At 68.3% G+C, this 17857-nt stretch carries 21 protein-coding genes; 10 read left to right on the top strand and 11 right to left on the bottom strand.

Translation table 11 applies throughout. The annotated features are described in order from the left end of the window. Positions 1-48: 48 nt before the first annotated feature. On the top strand, positions 49-1317 hold the full coding sequence (locus AC1IQ6_RS14285) for a DUF3300 domain-containing protein (RefSeq protein WP_485864790.1): 1269 nt from the start codon (positions 49-51) through the stop codon (positions 1315-1317). Further along, a complete protein-coding gene (locus AC1IQ6_RS14290) occupies positions 1314-2150 on the top strand; it encodes a DUF2950 family protein (protein WP_485864791.1) in 837 nt (278 codons plus the stop codon). The genes AC1IQ6_RS14285 and AC1IQ6_RS14290 overlap by 4 nt, the downstream gene beginning before the upstream one ends. Positions 2151-2178: 28 nt before the next feature. On the opposite strand, the gene AC1IQ6_RS14295 is transcribed toward AC1IQ6_RS14290, so the two are convergent. The 6 genes from AC1IQ6_RS14295 to AC1IQ6_RS14320 form a co-directional block, all read right to left on the bottom strand. Further along, on the bottom strand, positions 2179-3372 hold the full coding sequence (locus AC1IQ6_RS14295) for an AAA family ATPase (RefSeq protein ID WP_485864792.1): 1194 nt from the start codon (positions 3370-3372) through the stop codon (positions 2179-2181). Positions 3373-3512: 140 nt separating this feature from the next. Next, entirely contained in the window at positions 3513-4247 is a 735-nt protein-coding gene (gene arsH, locus AC1IQ6_RS14300) for an arsenical resistance protein ArsH (protein ID WP_102771120.1), read from the bottom strand. An 18-nt stretch (positions 4248-4265) separates the two neighbouring features. After that, the gene (arsB, locus tag AC1IQ6_RS14305; RefSeq protein ID WP_102771119.1) at positions 4266-5345 is read right to left on the bottom strand and encodes an ACR3 family arsenite efflux transporter; all 1080 of its coding nucleotides are present in this window, start codon (positions 5343-5345) and stop codon (positions 4266-4268) included. A gap of 4 nt (positions 5346-5349) precedes the next feature. Then, entirely contained in the window at positions 5350-5850 is a 501-nt protein-coding gene (locus tag AC1IQ6_RS14310; RefSeq protein WP_111825181.1) for an arsenate reductase ArsC, read from the bottom strand. A gap of 29 nt (positions 5851-5879) precedes the next feature. Beyond that, the gene (locus AC1IQ6_RS14315) at positions 5880-6206 is read right to left on the bottom strand and encodes an ArsR/SmtB family transcription factor (RefSeq protein ID WP_102771117.1); all 327 of its coding nucleotides are present in this window, start codon (positions 6204-6206) and stop codon (positions 5880-5882) included. A gap of 176 nt (positions 6207-6382) precedes the next feature. Next, complete coding sequence (locus AC1IQ6_RS14320) at positions 6383-7120, bottom strand: IclR family transcriptional regulator (protein WP_485864793.1); 738 nt, start codon at positions 7118-7120, stop codon at positions 6383-6385. A 93-nt stretch (positions 7121-7213) separates the two neighbouring features. Here AC1IQ6_RS14320 and AC1IQ6_RS14325 point away from each other — a divergent pair, with 93 nt between their 5' ends. The 7 genes from AC1IQ6_RS14325 to AC1IQ6_RS14355 are packed head-to-tail and all read left to right on the top strand — an operon-like array spanning position 7214 to position 13682. Then, the gene (locus tag AC1IQ6_RS14325) at positions 7214-8182 is read left to right on the top strand and encodes a tripartite tricarboxylate transporter substrate binding protein (protein WP_209166597.1); all 969 of its coding nucleotides are present in this window, start codon (positions 7214-7216) and stop codon (positions 8180-8182) included. Positions 8183-8188: 6 nt separating this feature from the next. After that, positions 8189-9055 (top strand): amidohydrolase family protein, encoded by an 867-nt coding sequence (locus AC1IQ6_RS14330; protein WP_485864794.1) that lies wholly within the window; start codon positions 8189-8191, stop codon positions 9053-9055. 23 nt (positions 9056-9078) lie between these two features. Continuing rightward, positions 9079-10074 carry a Bug family tripartite tricarboxylate transporter substrate binding protein gene (locus AC1IQ6_RS14335; protein ID WP_485864795.1) on the top strand — a complete coding sequence of 332 codons (996 nt, stop codon included), beginning with the start codon at positions 9079-9081 and terminating at the stop codon, positions 10072-10074. 37 nt (positions 10075-10111) lie between these two features. Then, positions 10112-10795, top strand: a complete 684-nt coding sequence (locus AC1IQ6_RS14340; protein ID WP_102771111.1) for an RraA family protein — start codon at positions 10112-10114, stop codon at positions 10793-10795. After that, on the top strand, positions 10792-11733 hold the full coding sequence (locus tag AC1IQ6_RS14345) for an NAD(P)-dependent oxidoreductase (RefSeq protein WP_485864796.1): 942 nt from the start codon (positions 10792-10794) through the stop codon (positions 11731-11733). Before AC1IQ6_RS14340 ends, AC1IQ6_RS14345 begins: the two co-directional genes overlap by 4 nt. 28 nt (positions 11734-11761) lie before the next feature. Continuing rightward, positions 11762-12742: a Bug family tripartite tricarboxylate transporter substrate binding protein gene (locus AC1IQ6_RS14350; protein ID WP_485864797.1), complete on the top strand. Its 981-nt coding sequence runs from the start codon at positions 11762-11764 to the stop codon at positions 12740-12742. A gap of 16 nt (positions 12743-12758) precedes the next feature. After that, the gene (locus AC1IQ6_RS14355; RefSeq protein ID WP_111825186.1) at positions 12759-13682 is read left to right on the top strand and encodes an SMP-30/gluconolactonase/LRE family protein; all 924 of its coding nucleotides are present in this window, start codon (positions 12759-12761) and stop codon (positions 13680-13682) included. A 9-nt stretch (positions 13683-13691) separates the two neighbouring features. Here AC1IQ6_RS14355 and AC1IQ6_RS14360 read toward each other — a convergent pair whose 3' ends face one another. The 4 genes from AC1IQ6_RS14360 to AC1IQ6_RS14375 are packed head-to-tail and all read right to left on the bottom strand — an operon-like array spanning position 13692 to position 16329. Beyond that, a complete protein-coding gene (locus AC1IQ6_RS14360; protein WP_102771816.1) occupies positions 13692-13934 on the bottom strand; it encodes a hypothetical protein in 243 nt (80 codons plus the stop codon). Between the two features lie 35 nt (positions 13935-13969). Further along, a complete protein-coding gene (locus AC1IQ6_RS14365) occupies positions 13970-14932 on the bottom strand; it encodes a Bug family tripartite tricarboxylate transporter substrate binding protein (protein ID WP_102771108.1) in 963 nt (320 codons plus the stop codon). 48 nt (positions 14933-14980) lie between these two features. Then, positions 14981-15610: an RraA family protein gene (locus AC1IQ6_RS14370; RefSeq protein ID WP_485864798.1), complete on the bottom strand. Its 630-nt coding sequence runs from the start codon at positions 15608-15610 to the stop codon at positions 14981-14983. A 5-nt stretch (positions 15611-15615) separates the two neighbouring features. Then, positions 15616-16329 carry a PIG-L deacetylase family protein gene (locus AC1IQ6_RS14375; RefSeq protein ID WP_485864799.1) on the bottom strand — a complete coding sequence of 238 codons (714 nt, stop codon included), beginning with the start codon at positions 16327-16329 and terminating at the stop codon, positions 15616-15618. Between the two features lie 98 nt (positions 16330-16427). On the opposite strand from AC1IQ6_RS14375, the gene AC1IQ6_RS14380 reads away from it, so the two are divergent. After that, positions 16428-17141 (top strand): IclR family transcriptional regulator, encoded by a 714-nt coding sequence (locus tag AC1IQ6_RS14380; protein WP_102771105.1) that lies wholly within the window; start codon positions 16428-16430, stop codon positions 17139-17141. 47 nt (positions 17142-17188) lie between these two features. On the opposite strand, the gene AC1IQ6_RS14385 is transcribed toward AC1IQ6_RS14380, so the two are convergent. Beyond that, positions 17189-17761, bottom strand: a complete 573-nt coding sequence (locus AC1IQ6_RS14385) for a class I SAM-dependent methyltransferase (RefSeq protein WP_485864800.1) — start codon at positions 17759-17761, stop codon at positions 17189-17191. Between the last annotated feature and the right edge of the window lie 96 nt (positions 17762-17857).

A 17857-nucleotide genomic window follows, 5' to 3' on the forward strand; every position in this document is an offset into this window, starting at 1 on the left:
CCGAGGGGGGCTTGCGGCGGTATCCGGGTGTCCCAGTTGGAGAGGTCCATGAGACGGCTATTACGGCATTTCTTCATCACATTGGCGCTGCTGTGCGCAAGCACGGCGGCCCATGCGCAATCGTCATTCGGCAAGGAACAGCTCGACCAGATGCTGGCGCCGGTGGCGCTCTATCCGGACGCGCTGCTGTCGCAGCTGCTGATGGCGTCGACCTATCCCGACGACGTCGCGGCGGCCGCGGCCTGGTCGGCCGGACACACCAGCCTGAGCGGCGACGCCGCCGTCAAGGCGGTGCAGGACCAGCCCTGGGACCCCAGCGTCATGTCGCTGGCGGCCTTTCCCTCGGTGCTGGACATGATGGGCCGCCAGCCCGACTGGGTGCGCAACGTCGGCGACGCCTTCCTGGACCAGCCCGAGGACGTCATGTCCTCGGTCCAGCGCCTGCGGGCCCAGGCCCAGGCCGCCGGCACGCTCAACAGCGACGCGCAGCAGAAGGTCTCCACCCAGACCGAAGGCGGCGCCACCGTCGTGACCATCGAGCCCGCGTCTCCCGATGTGGTCTACGTGCCGTCCTACAACCCCGCCACCGCCTACGGCACCTGGCCCTATCCCTCGTACCCGCCGGCCTACTACCCGCCGCCGCCCGGGTCCATGTTCGCCTCGGCCATGGTCAGCGGGCTGGCCTTCGGCGCCGGCATCGCCATCACCGACTCGCTGTGGGGCGGCTTCGACTGGGGCCACAACGACGTGGACATCGACGTCAACCGCTACAACCACATCAACGTCAACCGCCGGCTGGACGCGCGCAGCAACAACGTGACCTGGAACCACGACCCCGCGCGGCGCGGCGCCACGCCTTATCGCAACTCCGCGACCCGCCAGCGCTACGACGCCCAGCGCCGCGTCGGCGCCACCGCGCACCGTCCGTCGGCCGACCAGGCGCGCCGCGATCACGCCCAACAGGTCATGCACGACCGCCGGCCCGCGGCCGACGGCGCAAGGGCAGGGGCAGGGGCAGGGGCGCGGGCCGCGCAGCATCGGCCCGAAGCCGCGCGGCCCGCCGCGCACAACGCGCCGCGGCAACGCAACGACGCGCGCAACGCGGCCATCGAACGCTCGCGCAGCGCCAACCGCGACAATGCGCTGCGCGGCGTGGACCGCCCGGCGCCCACGCGCCACGCCAGCGCCCGCGGCAATGACAGGCCGGCGGCGCACTCCGGCGCACGCCGGGCCGCGCCCGGCGCCGGCGCGCACTCCTCGGGCCGGGCCGGACGCTCGGGCGGCGCACATATCGAAAGGGGGCATGGAAGACGATGAACACCGCACAACACACTCTGGGCCGCCTCGCAGCGGCGGCCATCCTGGCCCTGGCGGCCACTCAGGGCCACGCGGCCCAGGCGGCCTTCGCCACGCCGCAGGCGGCCGCCGACGCCCTGGTGCAGGCCGTGGCGACCGGCGACGACGACGGCCTCAGGCAGGTGCTGGGCAGCGACTTCCGCCGCTTCGTCCCGCGCGACAGCATCGACCGCGACGATATCTACGCCTTCCTCGCGGCCTGGTCCAGGCAGCACAAGATCGTCGACACCAGCCCCGCCACCGCCGAATTCGTGGTCGGCGAACACGATTGGTCGTTCCCCGCGCCGCTGGTCAAGCAAAACAACGGCTGGCGTTTCGACCTGCGTGCCGGCGTGCAGGAAATGCAGCACCGCCGCATCGCCCGCAACGAAGAAGCCGCCATCGACACCCTGCGACGGCTCTGCGCCGCCCAGGACAGCTACCGCAAAACGGCCGGCAACGGCCAGCCGGCGCAGCGCATCGTCAGCACGCAGGGCCGGCAGGACGGCCTGTACTGGGACGCCGCCTTGGCCTCGGCCGCCAGCCCGCTGGACGACGACGCGCTGGTGATGGGCCCGGACGTGCCTGCCGACGCCGCCTTGCACGGCTATCGCTACGCCTACCTGCCGACCGCGGACGCCTCGGGCTGCTCCTTCGTCGCATGGCCCGCCGGCCACGGCAGCTCGGGCCTGCACAGTTTCGCCATCGGGCCTGACGGCAAGGTCCGGGAGCGGGACTACGGGCGCGCAGTGACCGAAAGCGAACTGAAGCGCACCGCCGCGGCGCAGGGCGGCTGGGAGGCGGTGGCGCAGTAGGGGGAGCGTTGCGGGGCGGCGCCGGACGTCACGTAGCTCGCCACGCATCGCCGGGCATGATGCGCTTCATGAAGTCATCGAAAAGCGGAACGGTAAAAGCCGTATCGCCATGTGTAGGACTCCAGATCATGCCCTTCGCGATCAGGGCGCCGCGCACCGGCCCGAAGGACGCGACGGTCCGGCCGAGCTGCTGGGCGATATCGCCCGAGCGGTGCGGACCCGGGCCGAGCTCCGCCATACCGCGCAGGTACTTCTTTTCCGACTGTGTAAGCCGATCGAAGCGAACCCGAAAGAAACTCTCGTCCAATGCCGCGACGGCTTCACGCGAAGCCGTCGCGACATCGTCGGCCGTTATCGGGCTCGCATCGGCGACGTCCCAGGCGCATTTTCCCCACTCCTGCAGGAAGTAAGGGTAGCCCTGGGTTTGCGCGACGATCAGATCCACCGCTGCCGGCTCGACCACGACGCCTTCCTCGTTTGCGGGCACGGTGATGGCCAACTTGGCGTCTTCCTGACTCAATGCGCCGATCTCCGAAAAATCGAACAACCGTTCGGCATAGGATTTCGCCTCACCCATTCGGCCGCGCAATTGCGGCAGCCCTGCGCCCACCACAGTGACCGGCAGCTTCTGCTGGGCGCATCGATGCAGCGCCGAAATCAATGCGGCAAGCTGGTCCGACTCCACATACTGGAGTTCATCGATGAATAGCACCGCCACCGTGTCCGCGGCCCTGGCAGCGTGGCCAACCTGCTCCAGCAGGGCCGAAAGATCGCCCTCCAGGTCGCCATTGTCGGCAAGGCCGGGCTCGGCATCGTAATCGATGCCCACCTCGATATCTCCGAACACGACCTTGAGCTTGCCCGCAAAACCCGCCAATGCGCGCAATCCCCGCACCGCGAACTCCTTGGCCGCGTCCATCCGGCTCAGCCGCAGCAACGCCAGGCGAAGCTGAGGCGCCAAAAGGGCAGGCAGGGATTTGTGCTCCGGCGCTTCGATACGGACGGTCTGGGCGCCCGAGGCCTCCGCGTCGTTACGCATCTGATCCAGCAGCACCGTTTTCCCGACGCCCCGCAGGCCGAGCAGCAATACGCTTTTGGCGGGCCGGCCCAGGCGCAGCCGCGCCAGGCAAATGCGTACCTTTTCACGAACATCGTCGCGGCCGGCCAGTTCAGGGGGAGGGCTGCCGGCGCCAGGCGCATAGGGGTTGCGGACAGGGTCCATGTTTATAGAAATTAGGGAAATTATTGATTCCTGATAATTTCACTAAATTCACTATAAAGCAAGGGTGTGGGCGCAGGCCTTTCAGCGTTGTCGTATCCATGCTCGCGTACTACCTCATGCCGGAATGAGGCCCGCGGAACCTAGATGGAACCCTGCTTCATCCGCTTCGACAGGGCGATCGCGGTTTCCTTGCGTTCGCTGTAGCGGTCCACGAGATAGGGCGCGACATCGCGGGTGAGCAGAGTGAACTTCATCAACTCCTCGACCACGTCGACGATACGGTCGTAGTAAGGGGAGGGCTTCATGCGCCCTGCGTCGTCGAACTCCTGGTAGGCCTTGGCCACCGAGGACTGGTTCGGAATGGTCAGCATGCGCATCCAGCGCCCCAGCACCCGCATCTGATTCACCGCATTAAACGACTGCGATCCGCCCGACACCTGCATGACCGCCAAGGTCTTGCCCTGGGTCGGGCGCACGGCGCCCACCGACAGCGGAATCCAGTCGATCTGCGTCTTCATCAACCCCGTCATCGCGCCGTGGCGCTCCGGCGAACTCCACACCATGCCTTCGGCCCACTGGACCAGCTCATGCAGCTCCCGGACCTTGGGATGGTCCTCGCCGGCGTCGTCGACCAGCGGCAGGCCGGATGGGTTGAACACCCGGGTTTCGCCTCCCAGCGCCTGCAGCAGCCGCGCGGCTTCCTCGGCCACCAGGCGGCTGTAGGAACGCTCTCGCAGCGAGCCATACAGCAGCAGAAAGCGCGGCGCGTGCGTGGCCCGGGCGGCCGGGAAAAGTCCGGCCGGGTCCGGCCGCTGGAACAGCGCGGGATCGATGTTGGGCAAACCGGCCAGGGGGTCGGCGGTGGTGAAACTCATGAAATACCTCTGTTGATGTCAGATCCGCCGAACGCCCGCGTCATACCAGCCTTTGCTCCGATTGACGACCCGCACCACGAGCAGCATGACGGGCACCTCGATGAGCACGCCCACCACCGTCGCCAGCGCGGCGCCGGACTGGAAGCCGAACAGGCTGATCGCGGCGGCGACCGCGAGTTCAAAGAAATTGGATGCGCCGATCAAAGCGGATGGGCACGCAATGTTGTGCTTTTCGCCGACGCGGCGGTTGAGCCAGTACGCCAGTCCCGAATTGAAAAGCACCTGGATCAGAATAGGTACCGCCAGCATAGCGATCACCAGGGGCTGGCCCATGATGGCTTCGCCCTGGAACGCGAACAACAGCACCAGCGTCAGCAGCAGCGCCGCCATCGAAAACGGCCCGATCCGATCGAGCGCCGCCTCGAACGCCGCCTGGCCGCGGCGCAGCAGCGCGCGGCGCCAGAGTTGGGCGAGAACCACCGGAATCACGATGTACAAGCCCACGGACACCAGCAAAGTATCCCAGGGCACGGTAATGGCCGACAGGCCCAGCAGCAGCCCGACCACGGGCGCGAACGCGAACACCATGATCGTGTCGTTCAGCGCCACCTGTGACAGCGTGAACACCGGATCGCCGCCGGTCAGGCGGCTCCAGACGAACACCATGGCGGTGCACGGCGCGGCAGCCAGCAGAATCAGGCCCGCAATGTAGCTATCGAGCTGATCGGCGGGCAGCCACGGCGCAAAGATCTGGCGAATGAACAACCAGCCCAGCACGGCCATCGAGAATGGCTTGACGGCCCAGTTGATGAACAGCGTCACACCAATGCCGCGCCAGTGCTGCCTGACCTGGCCCAGCGCCCCAAAATCAACCTTGAGCAGCATCGGAATGATCATCACCCAGATCAGGATGCCCACGGGCAGATTGACCTGGGCGATTTCCCAGCGCCCCACGGCCTGGAACAAGGCCGGCATGAGCCGGCCCAGCGCCACGCCCAGCACAATGCAGAGAAATACCCACAGCGTGAGATAGCGCTCGAACAGATTCATGGCGGGGCGCCGACCGGCAACGGCCACGGCCTGCGTACTGGACGACATCGGCTTACTCCCCGGACTGGCCGATACCGCGCAGCTCGGCCTGAAGCGATAGGGCGTCCAGACGTTCGAGCGGCAAGGACAGGAAGAGTTCGATACGGCGCTTGAGCATGCGCGCCGCGTCATGGAACGCCTTCAGGCGCTCTTGCTCGCTTCCCTCGTGCGCCGCGGGGTCCGGTATGCCCCAATGCGCCGTCATCGGATGGCCCGGCCATACCGGGCAGGCTTCACCAGCCGCGTTATCGCATACCGTGATGATGAAATCCATTTTCGGGGCCTCGGAACCGGCAAACTCGTCCCAGCTCTTGCTGCGGTAGCCGTCCGCCGGCAGCGCATAGGATACGAGCGTGGCGAGGGCCAGCGGATGCACTTCGCCCTTGGGCGTGCTGCCCGCGGAGTACGCCCGAAAGCGGTCGGCGCCCAGGCCGTTGAGCAGGCCTTCTGCCAGGATCGAGCGCGCGGAATTGCCGGTGCAAAGAAAAAGTACGTTGAAAGGGGAATGCGACATGAAAATTCCTGGCAGGAGCGAGTGGATGTTCAACAAGTCGTGCAGACGCCGGATTCGGACGCCTCGCAGGGAGCACCTTGGCAGCAATGCTCCGTGAGGTAGCCAAGCAATCCGCTCATCCGCGAAAAATCGGCGCGATAGATCAGATTGCGTCCTTGCTGCTCGACGCTGACCAGGCCGGCGTGGGCCAGTTCCTTCAGATGGAAGGACAGCGTGTTGCGCGCGACGCCGAGTTGTTCGGCCAGCACGCTGGGCATGAGCCCGGGCACGCCGGCCACGACCAGCGCGCGAAAGGTCCGCAAGCGTTGGGGATGGGCAAGGGCGCTCAGGGCGGAGATGGCTTGATCTTCGTTCATGATTCGATCATACAACGATTATCGAATTATTTTGGCTGCGATGCAGCGGCAGTAGCACGGAATCGCATAATTCGTACTTTACATAATACACATTATGCGCATATGGCACTTGGCTTTATCGGCTCCGATCTGAACTACTTGTCGCCGTAATGTAGCAATGAGACGCGGCCCCCTCCTCACCGCCCCAGCCCCTGGCGCACACCCATCATCGACCTGGACAGCCTGCTGGCCGCCGCCAGAATCGCTTCTTTGTGTTCCAGCAGCACCGCTTCCGTCAGCCGCGAAATCGGTCCCGAAATGCAGATCGCGCCCTGCAAGGTCCAGTTGATGCCATAGACCGGCGCTGAAATGCTGGATACCTCGGCGTCGCGTTCACCCAGGGAAAGCATGTAGCCTGCGCGGCGCACGGATTCATAAGGCTCGCCCGGCTCTCCGGAAAACGCTAGCAGGACGCGGCCCGGGCTGCCCAGTTCCAGCGGCAGCGCGGCGCCGACGCGCACGTGGTGGCGGATCGACTTCGGGCCTTCCACGCGCGCCATGCAGATGCGCTGCTTGCCCTCGCGCACGTAGAACGTCGCGCTTTCTCCGGTGGCCGCCGACAGCTCGCGCAGCACCGGCTGCACCACTTCCACGATGTTGAAGGTGGCCTGGTAGCACGCGCCCAGCCAGCCGGCGGCGCGCGCCAGCCGCCAGGTGCCGTCCGGGCGCTGGGCCAGGTAGTCGTCCATCGCCAGCGTGCGCGCCAGGCGCAGCACGGTGGAGCGATGGCAGCCGGTGCGCCGGCTCAGTTCGGCCAGCGTCAGGTGCGTGTCGTCCACGCCGAACGCCTCCAGGATGCTCATCGCGCGGCGCACCGCCACCACGCCTTCCTCGGCCGGAGAGTCGTCTGTATCGGGGGTCTGTTCGCTTTTCATTCTACGCAACACGTTTCACTGTACGGACTTGCATTGTATTGTCCGGAACACCGATCCACAATGCAGCACCTAAAACAAGATCGGAGACTAATCATGAAGCAGATCGCTCGCGTCCTGTCCGCATTGGCCCTGGCGTGCGTAAGCAGCCTGAGCGCGGCCCAGGACTATCCCAACAAGCCCATCCGCCTGATCGTCCCGTTCCCGCCCGGCGGCGGCACCGACGTGCTGGCGCGCGAAGCCGCGATCAAGGTGGCCGGCAATACGGGCTGGAACATCGTGACCGAGAACCGCCCCGGCTCGGGCGGCAATATCGGCGTGGACGCGGTTGCCAAGTCGGCGCCGGACGGCTATTCGCTGGTGCTGGGCCAGACCAGCAACCTGGCGATCAATCCCACGCTTTACGCCAAGCTGCCCTACGACCCGGAAAAGGATCTCACCGCCATCGGCCTGGTCGCCGACGCGCCGCTGGTGATCGTGGTACCAGCCAATTCGCCGCTGAAGTCCTTCGACGACATGATCGCGGCGGCCAAGGCCAAGCCTGGCTCGCTGAACTTCGCCAGTTCGGGCAACGGCACCGTGGCGCACCTGGCCGCGGTGCAATTGCAGAACGCCGCCGGCATCCAGCTCACGCACATTCCGTACAAGGGCGCGGCCCAGGCCTCCAACGACCTGATCGGCGGCCAGATCGACATGTATCTGTCGTCGGTGCCCACGCTGATCGGCCACGTGCGCAACGGCAAGATGCGGGCGCTGGCGGTGACGTCGGCGCAGCGCGTGCCCGATATGCCGGACGTGCCCACCATCGCCGAACGCGGCTTTCCCGGCTTCGAAGCCGTGACCTGGTTCGGCCTGGCCGCGCCGGCCGGCACCCCCAAGGACATCGTGCAGCGCCTGAACGCCGAATTCAACAAGGCGCTGCAGGCCCCGGACCTGGGCGCCAAGTACCGGGAACAAGGCGCGCGCGTGCTCAGCAGCACGCCCGAGGAGTTCTCCAAGCTGATCCACGACGACCGCATCCGCTGGGGCAAGATCGTCAAGGACTCGGGCGCCAAGGTCGAGTAAGCGGCCATGCTGCCTCGCTATCCGTCCTCCAGCGGCCAGGCGCGGCCGGCCACGGCCGCCCCGCCCGGCGCCTGCGATTGCCACATCCACGCCTATGACGCCCGCTACCCGGCCGTGCCCGGCGCAACGCTGTCGCCGCCGGACGCGTCGATGGCGCAGTATCGCGACATCCAGGCCAGGCTGGGCATGCAGCGCGCCGTGCTGGTGACGCCGTCGACCTACGGCGCCGACAACCGCGCCATGCTGGACGGGCTGGCGCTGCTGGGCGAACAGGCGCGCGGCGTGGCGGTGATCGACGGCAGCGAAAGCGATGCGCAGCTCCAGGCCCTGCACGAGGCCGGCGTGCGCGGCATCCGGCTCAATCTTTCCCTGGGCGTGACCAGCCGCGCCGACCAGATCCTGCCGCTGGCCGCGCGCGTCGCGCCGCTGGGCTGGCATGTGCAGCTGCTGATGCCGCCCGACCGGTTGGCGGCGCTGGCGCCGCTGCTGTCGGCGCTGCCCGCGCCCATCGTGTTCGACCACATGGCGCGCATCGGTCCGCAACAGGCCGGCGCGCACCCGGCCCATGCGCTGGTGCTGCGCCTGCTCGAACGCGGCCGCGCCTGGATCAAGCTGTCGGGCGGCTACATCGTCAGCCCGCGGCGCTGCGTCGAGGACACTGCGCTCGATGCGCTGGCGCGCGGCTACCTGGACGCCAATCCCGAACGCGTCGTGTGGGGCAGCGACTGGCCCCACGCGTCGGCCTCTGCCGGCATGCAACCCATGCCGGACGACGCGCGCCAGCTCGACCGGCTGGCCGACTGGACCGGCGGCGCCCGGCTGCGCCAGGTCCTGGTGCACAACCCGGCAGCCCTTTACGGCTTCCCGGCATGACCCAGACATCACGGAGACTTCCCATGCATGCCCCCCTCTCCCCTGCCCGGCGCCGCTTTCTGGTGACCGGCGCGGCGCTGGCCGCCGGCGCCGCCTTCGGCGCGCGCGCCGCGCAGCCATGGCCGGCCGGCAAGACCATCACCTGGGTGGTGCCCTACCCGGCCGGCGGCAGCACCGACGTGCTGGGCCGCGCCATCGCGCAGCAGCTCGACGCGCTGTTGTCCACGCGCGTGATCGTGGACAACCGCCCCGGCGCCACCGGCACCATCGGCGCGGCCCGCGTGGCCCGGGCCGACCCCGACGGCCTGACGCTGCTGGGCACGTCCATCGGTCCGCAGGCGATCGCGCCGCACGTGCTGGGCAAGCTCACCTACGACCCCATCGCCGATTTCGCGCCCGTCATCCTCATAGGAACGATCCCGCATCTGCTGGTGGTCGGCAAGGCGCAGCCCTACGCAAGCGTGGCCGAACTGGTCGCGGCCGGGACCAAGGCCCCGGAAAGCCTGGCCTATGCCTCCGGGGGCACGGGCACCATCCTGCACATGCAGGGCGAGCTGCTGCAGCAGAAAAGCGGCGCGCGCTTCCTGCACGTGCCCTACAAGGGCGACACCCCGGCGCTGCAGGACACGCTGGCCGGCCAGGTCCAGTTCGCCTTCATTCCGGCGGCGGCTGCGCTGCCGCACGTGCAGACCGGCGCGCTGCGCGCGCTTGCCGCCACCTCGGCGCAACGGCTGCCCGCCCTGCCCGGCGTGCCCACGATGGCCGAGGCGGGCTACGACGATTTCGTGGTGGAGCAGTGGCAGGCGGTGTTCGCGCCGGCCGCCACGCCCGCCGAGGCGATCGCCCGGCTCAACGCCGGTATCGGCCGCGCGCTGCAAAGCCCCGCGCTGGTCGAACTGGCCGGGCAGCTCGGCATCACGCTGGCCGGCGGCACGCCGCAGGCCCTGGACCAGATCCGCAAGGCTGACTTCGACAAATGGGGCAAGGTCATCCGCGAGGCCGGCATCAAGCCGGCCTGATCCCCGCCCCGATTCTCTACTCTCTACAGGAACACTCATGGCCAATCAGGACATCATCAAGGACTTCCCGCGCGTCGACGCCGAGATCGTGCGCCGCGCCGCGCAGCTGCAACCCGCCATCCTCGCCGACGTGGCCGGCCGCCGCGGCGCGCTCAACGGCCGCATCCGCCCGCTGCATCCCGGCATGAAACTGGCCGGCACGGCGCTGACCGTGGAGGTCCGCCCCGGCGACAACCTCATGATCCACGCGGCGATGTCCCTGGCACGGCCGGGCGACGTGCTGGTGATCGACGGCAAGGGCGATCTCAGCTCGGCGCTGATGGGCACCATCATGATGAACGCCTGCCGCAAGCTGGGCATCGCCGGCGTGGTGATGGACGGCGCCGCGCGCGACACGGCGGAAATCATTGAAATGGACTACCCGGTGTTCGCCGCCGGCGCCAATCCCAACGGCCCCACCAAGAACGTGCCCGGCCGCATCGGCCATCCCGTCTCGGTGGGCGGCGTGACGGTCAATCCGGGCGACTTCATCATCGGCGACGCCGACGGCGTGGTGGTGGTCGAACGCGAAAAGATCGAAGGCCTGCTGCCCGCGGCCGAGAAGAAGGTGCGCGACGAAGCCGCGCGCATCGCCGCGATCCAGGCCGGCGACACCGAAGCCAAGTGGCTCGCCGCCGCGCTGCGCGCCGCCGGCGTCCTGAAGGAAGGAGAATCGCTGTGAGCGCCGCCGCTGCGGGCAAGCCCGCCATCGTCGTGACCGCGGCCGACCTGGCGCCCGAGGCGCAGGCGCTGCTGCAGGATTTCGAACTGGTCTACGCCGGCCAGACTCCCACCGAAGAAGGCATCGTCGCACTGTGCCACGAGCACAATCCGGTGGCCATCATCGTGCGCTACAACCGCGTGGGCGCGGCCGCGATGGACGCGGCCCCGGCGCTGCGGGTGATTTCCAAGCACGGCAGCGGCACGGACACCATCGACAAGGTGGCCGCCGCCCAGCGCGGCATCGAGGTCGTCGCGGCGGTGGGCGTGAACGCCGCCGCCGTGGCCGAACAGGCGCTGGCGCTGCTGCTGGCCTGCGCCAAGTCCGTCGTGGGGCTGGACCAGCGCATGCGCGCGGGCCACTGGGACAAGTCCACCCACAAAAGCCTGGAGCTGGGCGGCAAGACCATCGGCCTGGTCGGCCTGGGCGCCATCGGCCGGCGCATGGCGGCCATGGCGCACGGGCTGGGCATGCGCGTGATCGGCTTCGACCCCTACGCCGCGAACCTGCCGGACTACCTCGCAAGCGTGCCGCTGGACACGATCTGGCGCGAATCCGACGTGGTGTCGCTGCATTGCCCGCTCACCGACGAGAACCGCGGCATGGTCAATGCGCAGACGCTGGCCCAGTGCCGGCCCGGCGTGATCCTGGTGAACACCGCGCGCGGCGGCCTGGTCGACGAGGACGCGCTGCTGCAGGCGGTGCGCTCGGGCCACGTCCGAGCCGCCGGCCTGGACAGCTTCGCGGTCGAACCCATGGCGCCCGGCCATCCGTTCCAGCAGGAACCCCGCATCATTCTCAGCCCGCACATCGGCGGCGTGACCAGCGCGGCCTACGTCAACATGGGCGTGGCCGCCGCGCGCAACGCGCTGGACGTGCTGGCCCGCCCGCGTGCCTGACGCACGACGAAAAACAGGAGGAAGACAAATGACCTACCGTATCCAAGCCCGCGCATTCATGCTTGCCGCCGCCCTGCCGCTCCTGGCCTGCGGGGCGGCGCAAGCCGCCGACGCCTGGCCCAGCCGCCCGGTGCGGGTGGTGGTGCCCTACGGCCCCGGCGGCGCGGTCGACGTGGCCACGCGCAAGATGGCGCAGATGCTGTCGACGCAGACCGGCCAGAGCTTCATCGTGGAGAACAAGCCCGGCGCCACCGGCACCATCGGCGTGAGCCAGGTGGCCCGCGCCGCGCCGGACGGCTACACGCTGCTGGCCAACGACACGACCTACTCGCTGCTGCCCCATATCTTCAAGCAGCTGCCCTTCGATCCCGCCAAAGACCTGCAGCCGATCTCGGCTTTCGTGTTCGCGCCGATGGCGCTGGCGGTATCGGCCGACAGCCCGTACCGCAAGCTCGATGACCTCATCGCGCAGGCGCGCGCCAAGCCCGACACGGTCACCTATGGCTCGGGCGGCCCGGGCACCACGCCGCACTTCGCCGCCGAAGGCCTGGCGCTGGCGACCGGCGTAAAGTTCATGCACGTGCCTTTCAAGGGCGCGGCCGAAGCCACCCAGGCGGTGCTGGGCAAAGTGATCGACTTCCAGTTCGCCTCCACCACCGGCGTCATGGGCCCGGTGCAAGGCGGACAATTGCGGCTGCTGGCCGTCAGCGGCGCGCAGCGGCTGGCCGTGCTGCCCGAGGTGCCGACCTTTTCGGAAGCCGGCGTGAAGGATTTCGGCGTGGTCAACTGGACCGGCCTGTGGGCGCCCGAGGGCACGCCGCCCGAGGTCACCGAACGCCTGCAGCGCGAGGTCGCCAAGGCCATGGCCTCGGAAGAAATGCAGACCTTCGCGACCAAGATGGGCGCCGAACCGCGCGCGGTCGACGCCGCCGAGTTCGGCCGCATCCTGGCCGACAGCAACGCGATGTGGGGCCAGGTGGCGCGCAGCATCGGCTACGCCGCCAAGTAGGCCCCGGGGAGACGCCATGTTTTACGCGCAAGCGCCCGAGTTGGCGCAATTCGAAGTCTGGACGTCCATGCCCGAGCGCTGGCGCCGTCCCGAACGCAGCGACTGGGCGGACGCCAACCGCGGCGGCGCGCCCGTCGACTCCTTTCTGGAAGGCCCCGTGTTCGACCGTCACGGCAATCTGTATGTGGCCGACATTCCGTGGGGCCGCGTGTTCCGTATCGGGCCGGACCGCGAGTGGTCGCTCGTGGCCGAGTACGACGGCGAGCCCAACGGCATGAAGTTCCTGGACGACGGCCGCCTGCTGATCACCGACTACAAGAATGGCCTGATGACGCTGGACATCGCGAGCGGCCAGGTCGCGCCCTATCTGGCGCGCCGCAACAGCGAGCGCTTCAAGGGCGTGAACGACCTGATCTTCGACGCCCGGGGCAATCTGTACTTCACCGACCAGGGCCAGAGCGGCCTGCACGACCCCACCGGCCGGCTGTACCGCCTGCGCCCCGATGGCGGCCTGGACTGCCTGCTGGACAACGTGCCCAGCCCCAACGGCGTGGCGCTGTCGCCCGACGGCAAGGTGCTGTACCTGGCAGTCACGCGCGGCAACTGCGTGTGGCGCGTGCCGCTGATGGCCGACGGCAGCGTCAGCAAGGCAAGCCAGTTCTTCACCTCGTACGGCCCCAGCGGGCCGGACGGCCTGGCGGTGGACGAGGCAGGCAATCTGCTGGTCTGCAATCCCGGCCTGGGGTATGTCTGGCTGCTCAACCACCGCGCCGAACCGCTCATCGTGTGGCGCAGTCCGGCGGGCGCGTCCACCACCAACATCGCATTCGGCATGGATGACCGCCGCAAGCTGTTCTGCACCGAATCGGTGTCCGGCTCGATCCTGTGCGCGCGGGCGCCCCATCCCGGCCTGGCGCTGGCCAGGCCCGGCTCGCGCTGAGCGGCCGGTTCAGTTGCTGTTGATCCAGTCCTGGGTGTCCTGGATGAACCAGGGAAGATTCAGTTTTTCGCCTTCGCCGGACTGGATGGTCAGGCGCTGGCCCGGCGCGCTCTGGCTTCCGTGCGCGGCCGAAGGCGGCCGGCTCCGATAGTCCATATCCGTTTGCCGGGGCGGACTATCGGCGCAGGCGGCGACCGCCGCGCAGGCGAGCGCGGCAAGAACTGGCTTGAGGGCTGAATGACGGATCTTCATGCTGCCACTATACGCGCCCGGCCAGGCGCGCGCCTTCATTCGATCTCGATGCCCGCCTGCTCGATCAGCGCCGTCCATTGCTTCGTGTCGCGCCGCACGATGTCGGCCAGCCCTTGCGGCGAACTGGACACGAACTCCACGCCCTGGGATTCGAACTTCTGGTTCAGCTCGGGATTCTTCAGCGTTTCGATCACGGCCTGGTTCAGCTTCGCCAGCACCTCGGGCGGCGTGCCCGCCTTGGCGAACAGGCCATACCAGGTCGTGTACGACACGCCCGGCACGGTCTGCGAAACCAGCGGCAGCGTGGCCGTGTCGGCGCCCTTGCTGGGCGCGCTCATGGCCAGCGCCCTGATCGAACCCTTGTCGATCATGGGCTTGAGCGAAGGCATGCTGCTGAACAGCGCCTGCACCTGGCCCGAGGCCAGGTCCGTCAGCACCTGCGAGGTGCCCCGATACGGCACGTGCACCACGTCGATCTTGGCGTTGCTCTTGAAAAGCTCCATGCCCAGGTGGGCCACGCCGCCCACGCCCGCCGAGCCGAAATTGACCTTGCCGGGATGGGCGCGGGCGTAATCGACCAGGCCCTGCACCGAATCCACCGGCAGCTTGGCGTTGACCACCAGCACGTGCGGGCTCTCCGTCAGCAGGCTGATCGGCGCCAGCAGTTCCAACACGTTCTTGCCTTGCATGGCCTTGGACGGCACCGTCATGTTGCCGGAGGCCGGCATCAGCAGCGTATAGCCGTCCGCTTCGGCGCCCAGCACCTGGTTCAGGGCCGGCACGCCGTGGCCGCCGCCGGCGTTCACCACCACCACCGGCTGCCCGAGGCGGTCGCCGAACAGTTTGGCGAATTCGCGCCCGACCATGTCGGCCGGGCCGCCGGCCGCGAACGGCACGACCATGCGGATGGGACGTTCCGGATATTCGGCCTGGGCCTGGGACATGGGCGCAAGCGCTGCGACCAGGGCGATGGCGCCCAGCGTTTGTTTGAGCAACATTGTCTTCCTCCTGTAGGTAATGCGGGAATCTTCTTGTGCGGGGCCCGACTAGCGCGCCGGCGCGATGTCCAGCGTGGCGCGCGCCAACGCCTCGTCGAGCCAGACCGGCCTGAGTTCGCCGCGGGCGATGGCTGCCATGCGCAGCGCTTCGGCGCGGCCCTTGGCCAGCGCCGCGGCGATCAAGGCCTCGCTTTCGTCGGGGCTGAACACGACCAGGCCGTCGTCGTCGCCCAGCACCCAGTCGCCCGGATTGACGGCCACGCCGCCGCACCGGATCGGACAGCCGACGCTGCCGCCGCCGGTCTTGGTCGGCCCCGCCGGCGACAGCGCCGCGGCGAACACCGGCAGCGCGCCGGCGCGCAGCTCGGCGGCGTCGCGCATGGCGCCGTCGACCACGACGCCGCTGAGGCCGGCCGCCGCCGCCTGGGCGCACATGATTCCGCCCATCACGGCGCGGTCCGCGTAGCCCTGAGCGTCGACCACCAGCACGTCGCCGGGCCGCGCGGCGGCCAGCGCGGCATGAATCGCCAGGTTGTCGCCGGCCGGCACCGACACGGTGAGCGCGCGGCCGCGCAACAGCCACCCCGCCCGCAGCGGCTTGATCGGCGCGTGCATCGCGCGCGCGCCCACGTCGGCCAGCAAGGTGCTGCAAAGACCTTCGGTAAACACATCGGACATCACGTTCACTCCATCAGGGCCGACACGACGGCCGGGAAAATGCTCTGGAAGGCCTCGCCGTAGCGCGCGCCCCCGGTCTTGCCGCGGCGGCCGGCCTGCGCGCCGCGCTGCAGCGCCACGCGTTCGTAATAGGCCCACAGATTGCGCTGCGTCGGCATGGCCTGCATGGCCGCCCACTTGCGGTCCCACACTTGCGTGATATCCAGCAGCACGTTGGGCCTGAAGCCGCAAAGCTCGGTCTGGTGCGGTTCGAAACACAGCACCTGCGGCGGCACCACGAAGTCGGCGCCATGCCCGGGCGCCATGGCCTGCATGCGCGCGCGCAGCGTCATTTCGAACGTGCGGCAATGGTCCAGATTGGAGGGATCGTGCTCCGGATGCGTCAGCACCACCGACGCCCGCGTACGGCGCAGGGTTTCGGAAATGCGGCGCACGGAGTCCGCCGATTCCGGCATCGGGTAGTCGCCCAGGTCATGAAAATCCAGCGAACTCACGCCCAGGATGTCGGCCGCTGCCTCGGCCTCGGCGCGGCGCTGCGCCTTCACGTCACCGCGCGCGGTGTCATTCCCCCACGCCGAATTGGACTCGCCGTTTTCGCCATAACTCAGGCACACCAGGTGCACGTCCACGCCACGCTGCGCATGCAGCGCCATCGCGCCGCCGCAACGCCAGACGAAGTCGCCCACGTGCGCGGTGACCACCAGCATCGAACTCGCCATCTCTTTCTCCGGATTGGGAATGGCTTCATTGTATTTTTATGAAATGCCGTTGTATCCAGTACAATCAACCAGCAAATTCAACATACTCGGAGTACTCGATGAGTAACGACGGCGTGGTGGCGGTGGAACGGGCGCTGAGCGTGCTGGATTGTTTCCGGCCCGGGGCCGAACACCTGTCGCTGGCCGATTTCGCGCAGCGCCTGCCGCTGCACAAGACCACGATCTTCCGCCTGCTCAATTCGCTGGCGCGCTGCGGCTACGTGGTGCGCGAAGCCGACGGGCGCTATGGGCTGGGGCCGCGCGTGCTGTTTCTGGCGCGGGTGTACGAGCGCGGCTTCGACCTGTCGGCCGTGGTGATGCCCATACTGGAAAACCTCTCGGCCGATACCGGAGAAAGCGCGGCCTATTACGTCGAGGGCGGCGAGCCGGGGCAGCGGCTATGCCTGTTCCGCCATCAGCCGCACGAAGGGCTGCACAGCCAGGTCATCGCCGGCAGCGTGATGCCGCCCGACAAGTCCTCCACCGGCCAGGTGTTCGCGATCTGGGCGCAAGGCATCCAGCAGCGCGGCGACACCGCCCTGCCCATCTTTTCCTGCGGCGCGCGCGACCCCTACACCTCGTCGTGGTCCGTGCCGGTGATCGGCCAGGACGATATGTTCGTCGGCGCGCTCACCATCGCCGGGCCGTCCGAGCGCCTGAAGACAGTGGACGCGGCCCGGTTCGAGGCGCTGATACTCGAGCGCGCCGACGAACTGTCCAGGCGGCTCGGCGCGTCGGCCGAAATGCGCGGCGCCTTGTACGGCCGCGGCTAGGCGCCGACGCTCGGCGCTGAAGGCAAAAGTTTCAAAATCCGCGCCGGCTACGCCCGTCTGGCCAGGCTGAAGACCGAGGCCGGCGGCAGATTGAGCGGCACGAACCCGATCCTGCGGGCCGACAGGCCGCAGGCGTCCAGCACGCCGGGCGACACCGGGCAACGCATGCCGTAGGTGAACAGCTGCATCGAGCCGCCCTCCGACATGGCGTCGAACACCGCGGTCAGCAGCCGGTGATGAAGCGCACCGCTCATATTGCGCAATGGCAGTCCGCAGATCGCCGCGCCTATGCCTTCCAGCTCGGGGTGGCTATGGCGCGACAGCTCCAGCGCGCAGACCTGCAGCACGGCGGCCTGGGGAAACTGCATGCGCAGACTGGAACTCATGGCCGCGTCCTGCTCCACCAGCACCATGCGCGCCGGGTCCACGCCCCGGCGCAGCATTTCCCGGGTGAACACGCCGGTGCCGCAGCCGAGCTCCAGCACTTTGCCTGCATTGGGCGGAATGGCCGAGGTGATGGCCGCGGCCAGGGCCGGGCCGGACGGCGCCACGGCGCCGATGGCCGCGGGATTGGAAAGTAACGCCTTGACGAACTGCTTGCGCTCCTGCAGCCAGCTCATGGATGTTCGGGACGGGGACTTATGCGCTGCGGTGAAGTGGAAAGGCGAATGCATCGGTCGTTTCTGACTCCAGGTACGAAAACCTCCGCGCGCTTT

This window comes from Achromobacter sp. MUI-25009338 (assembly GCF_057359325.1).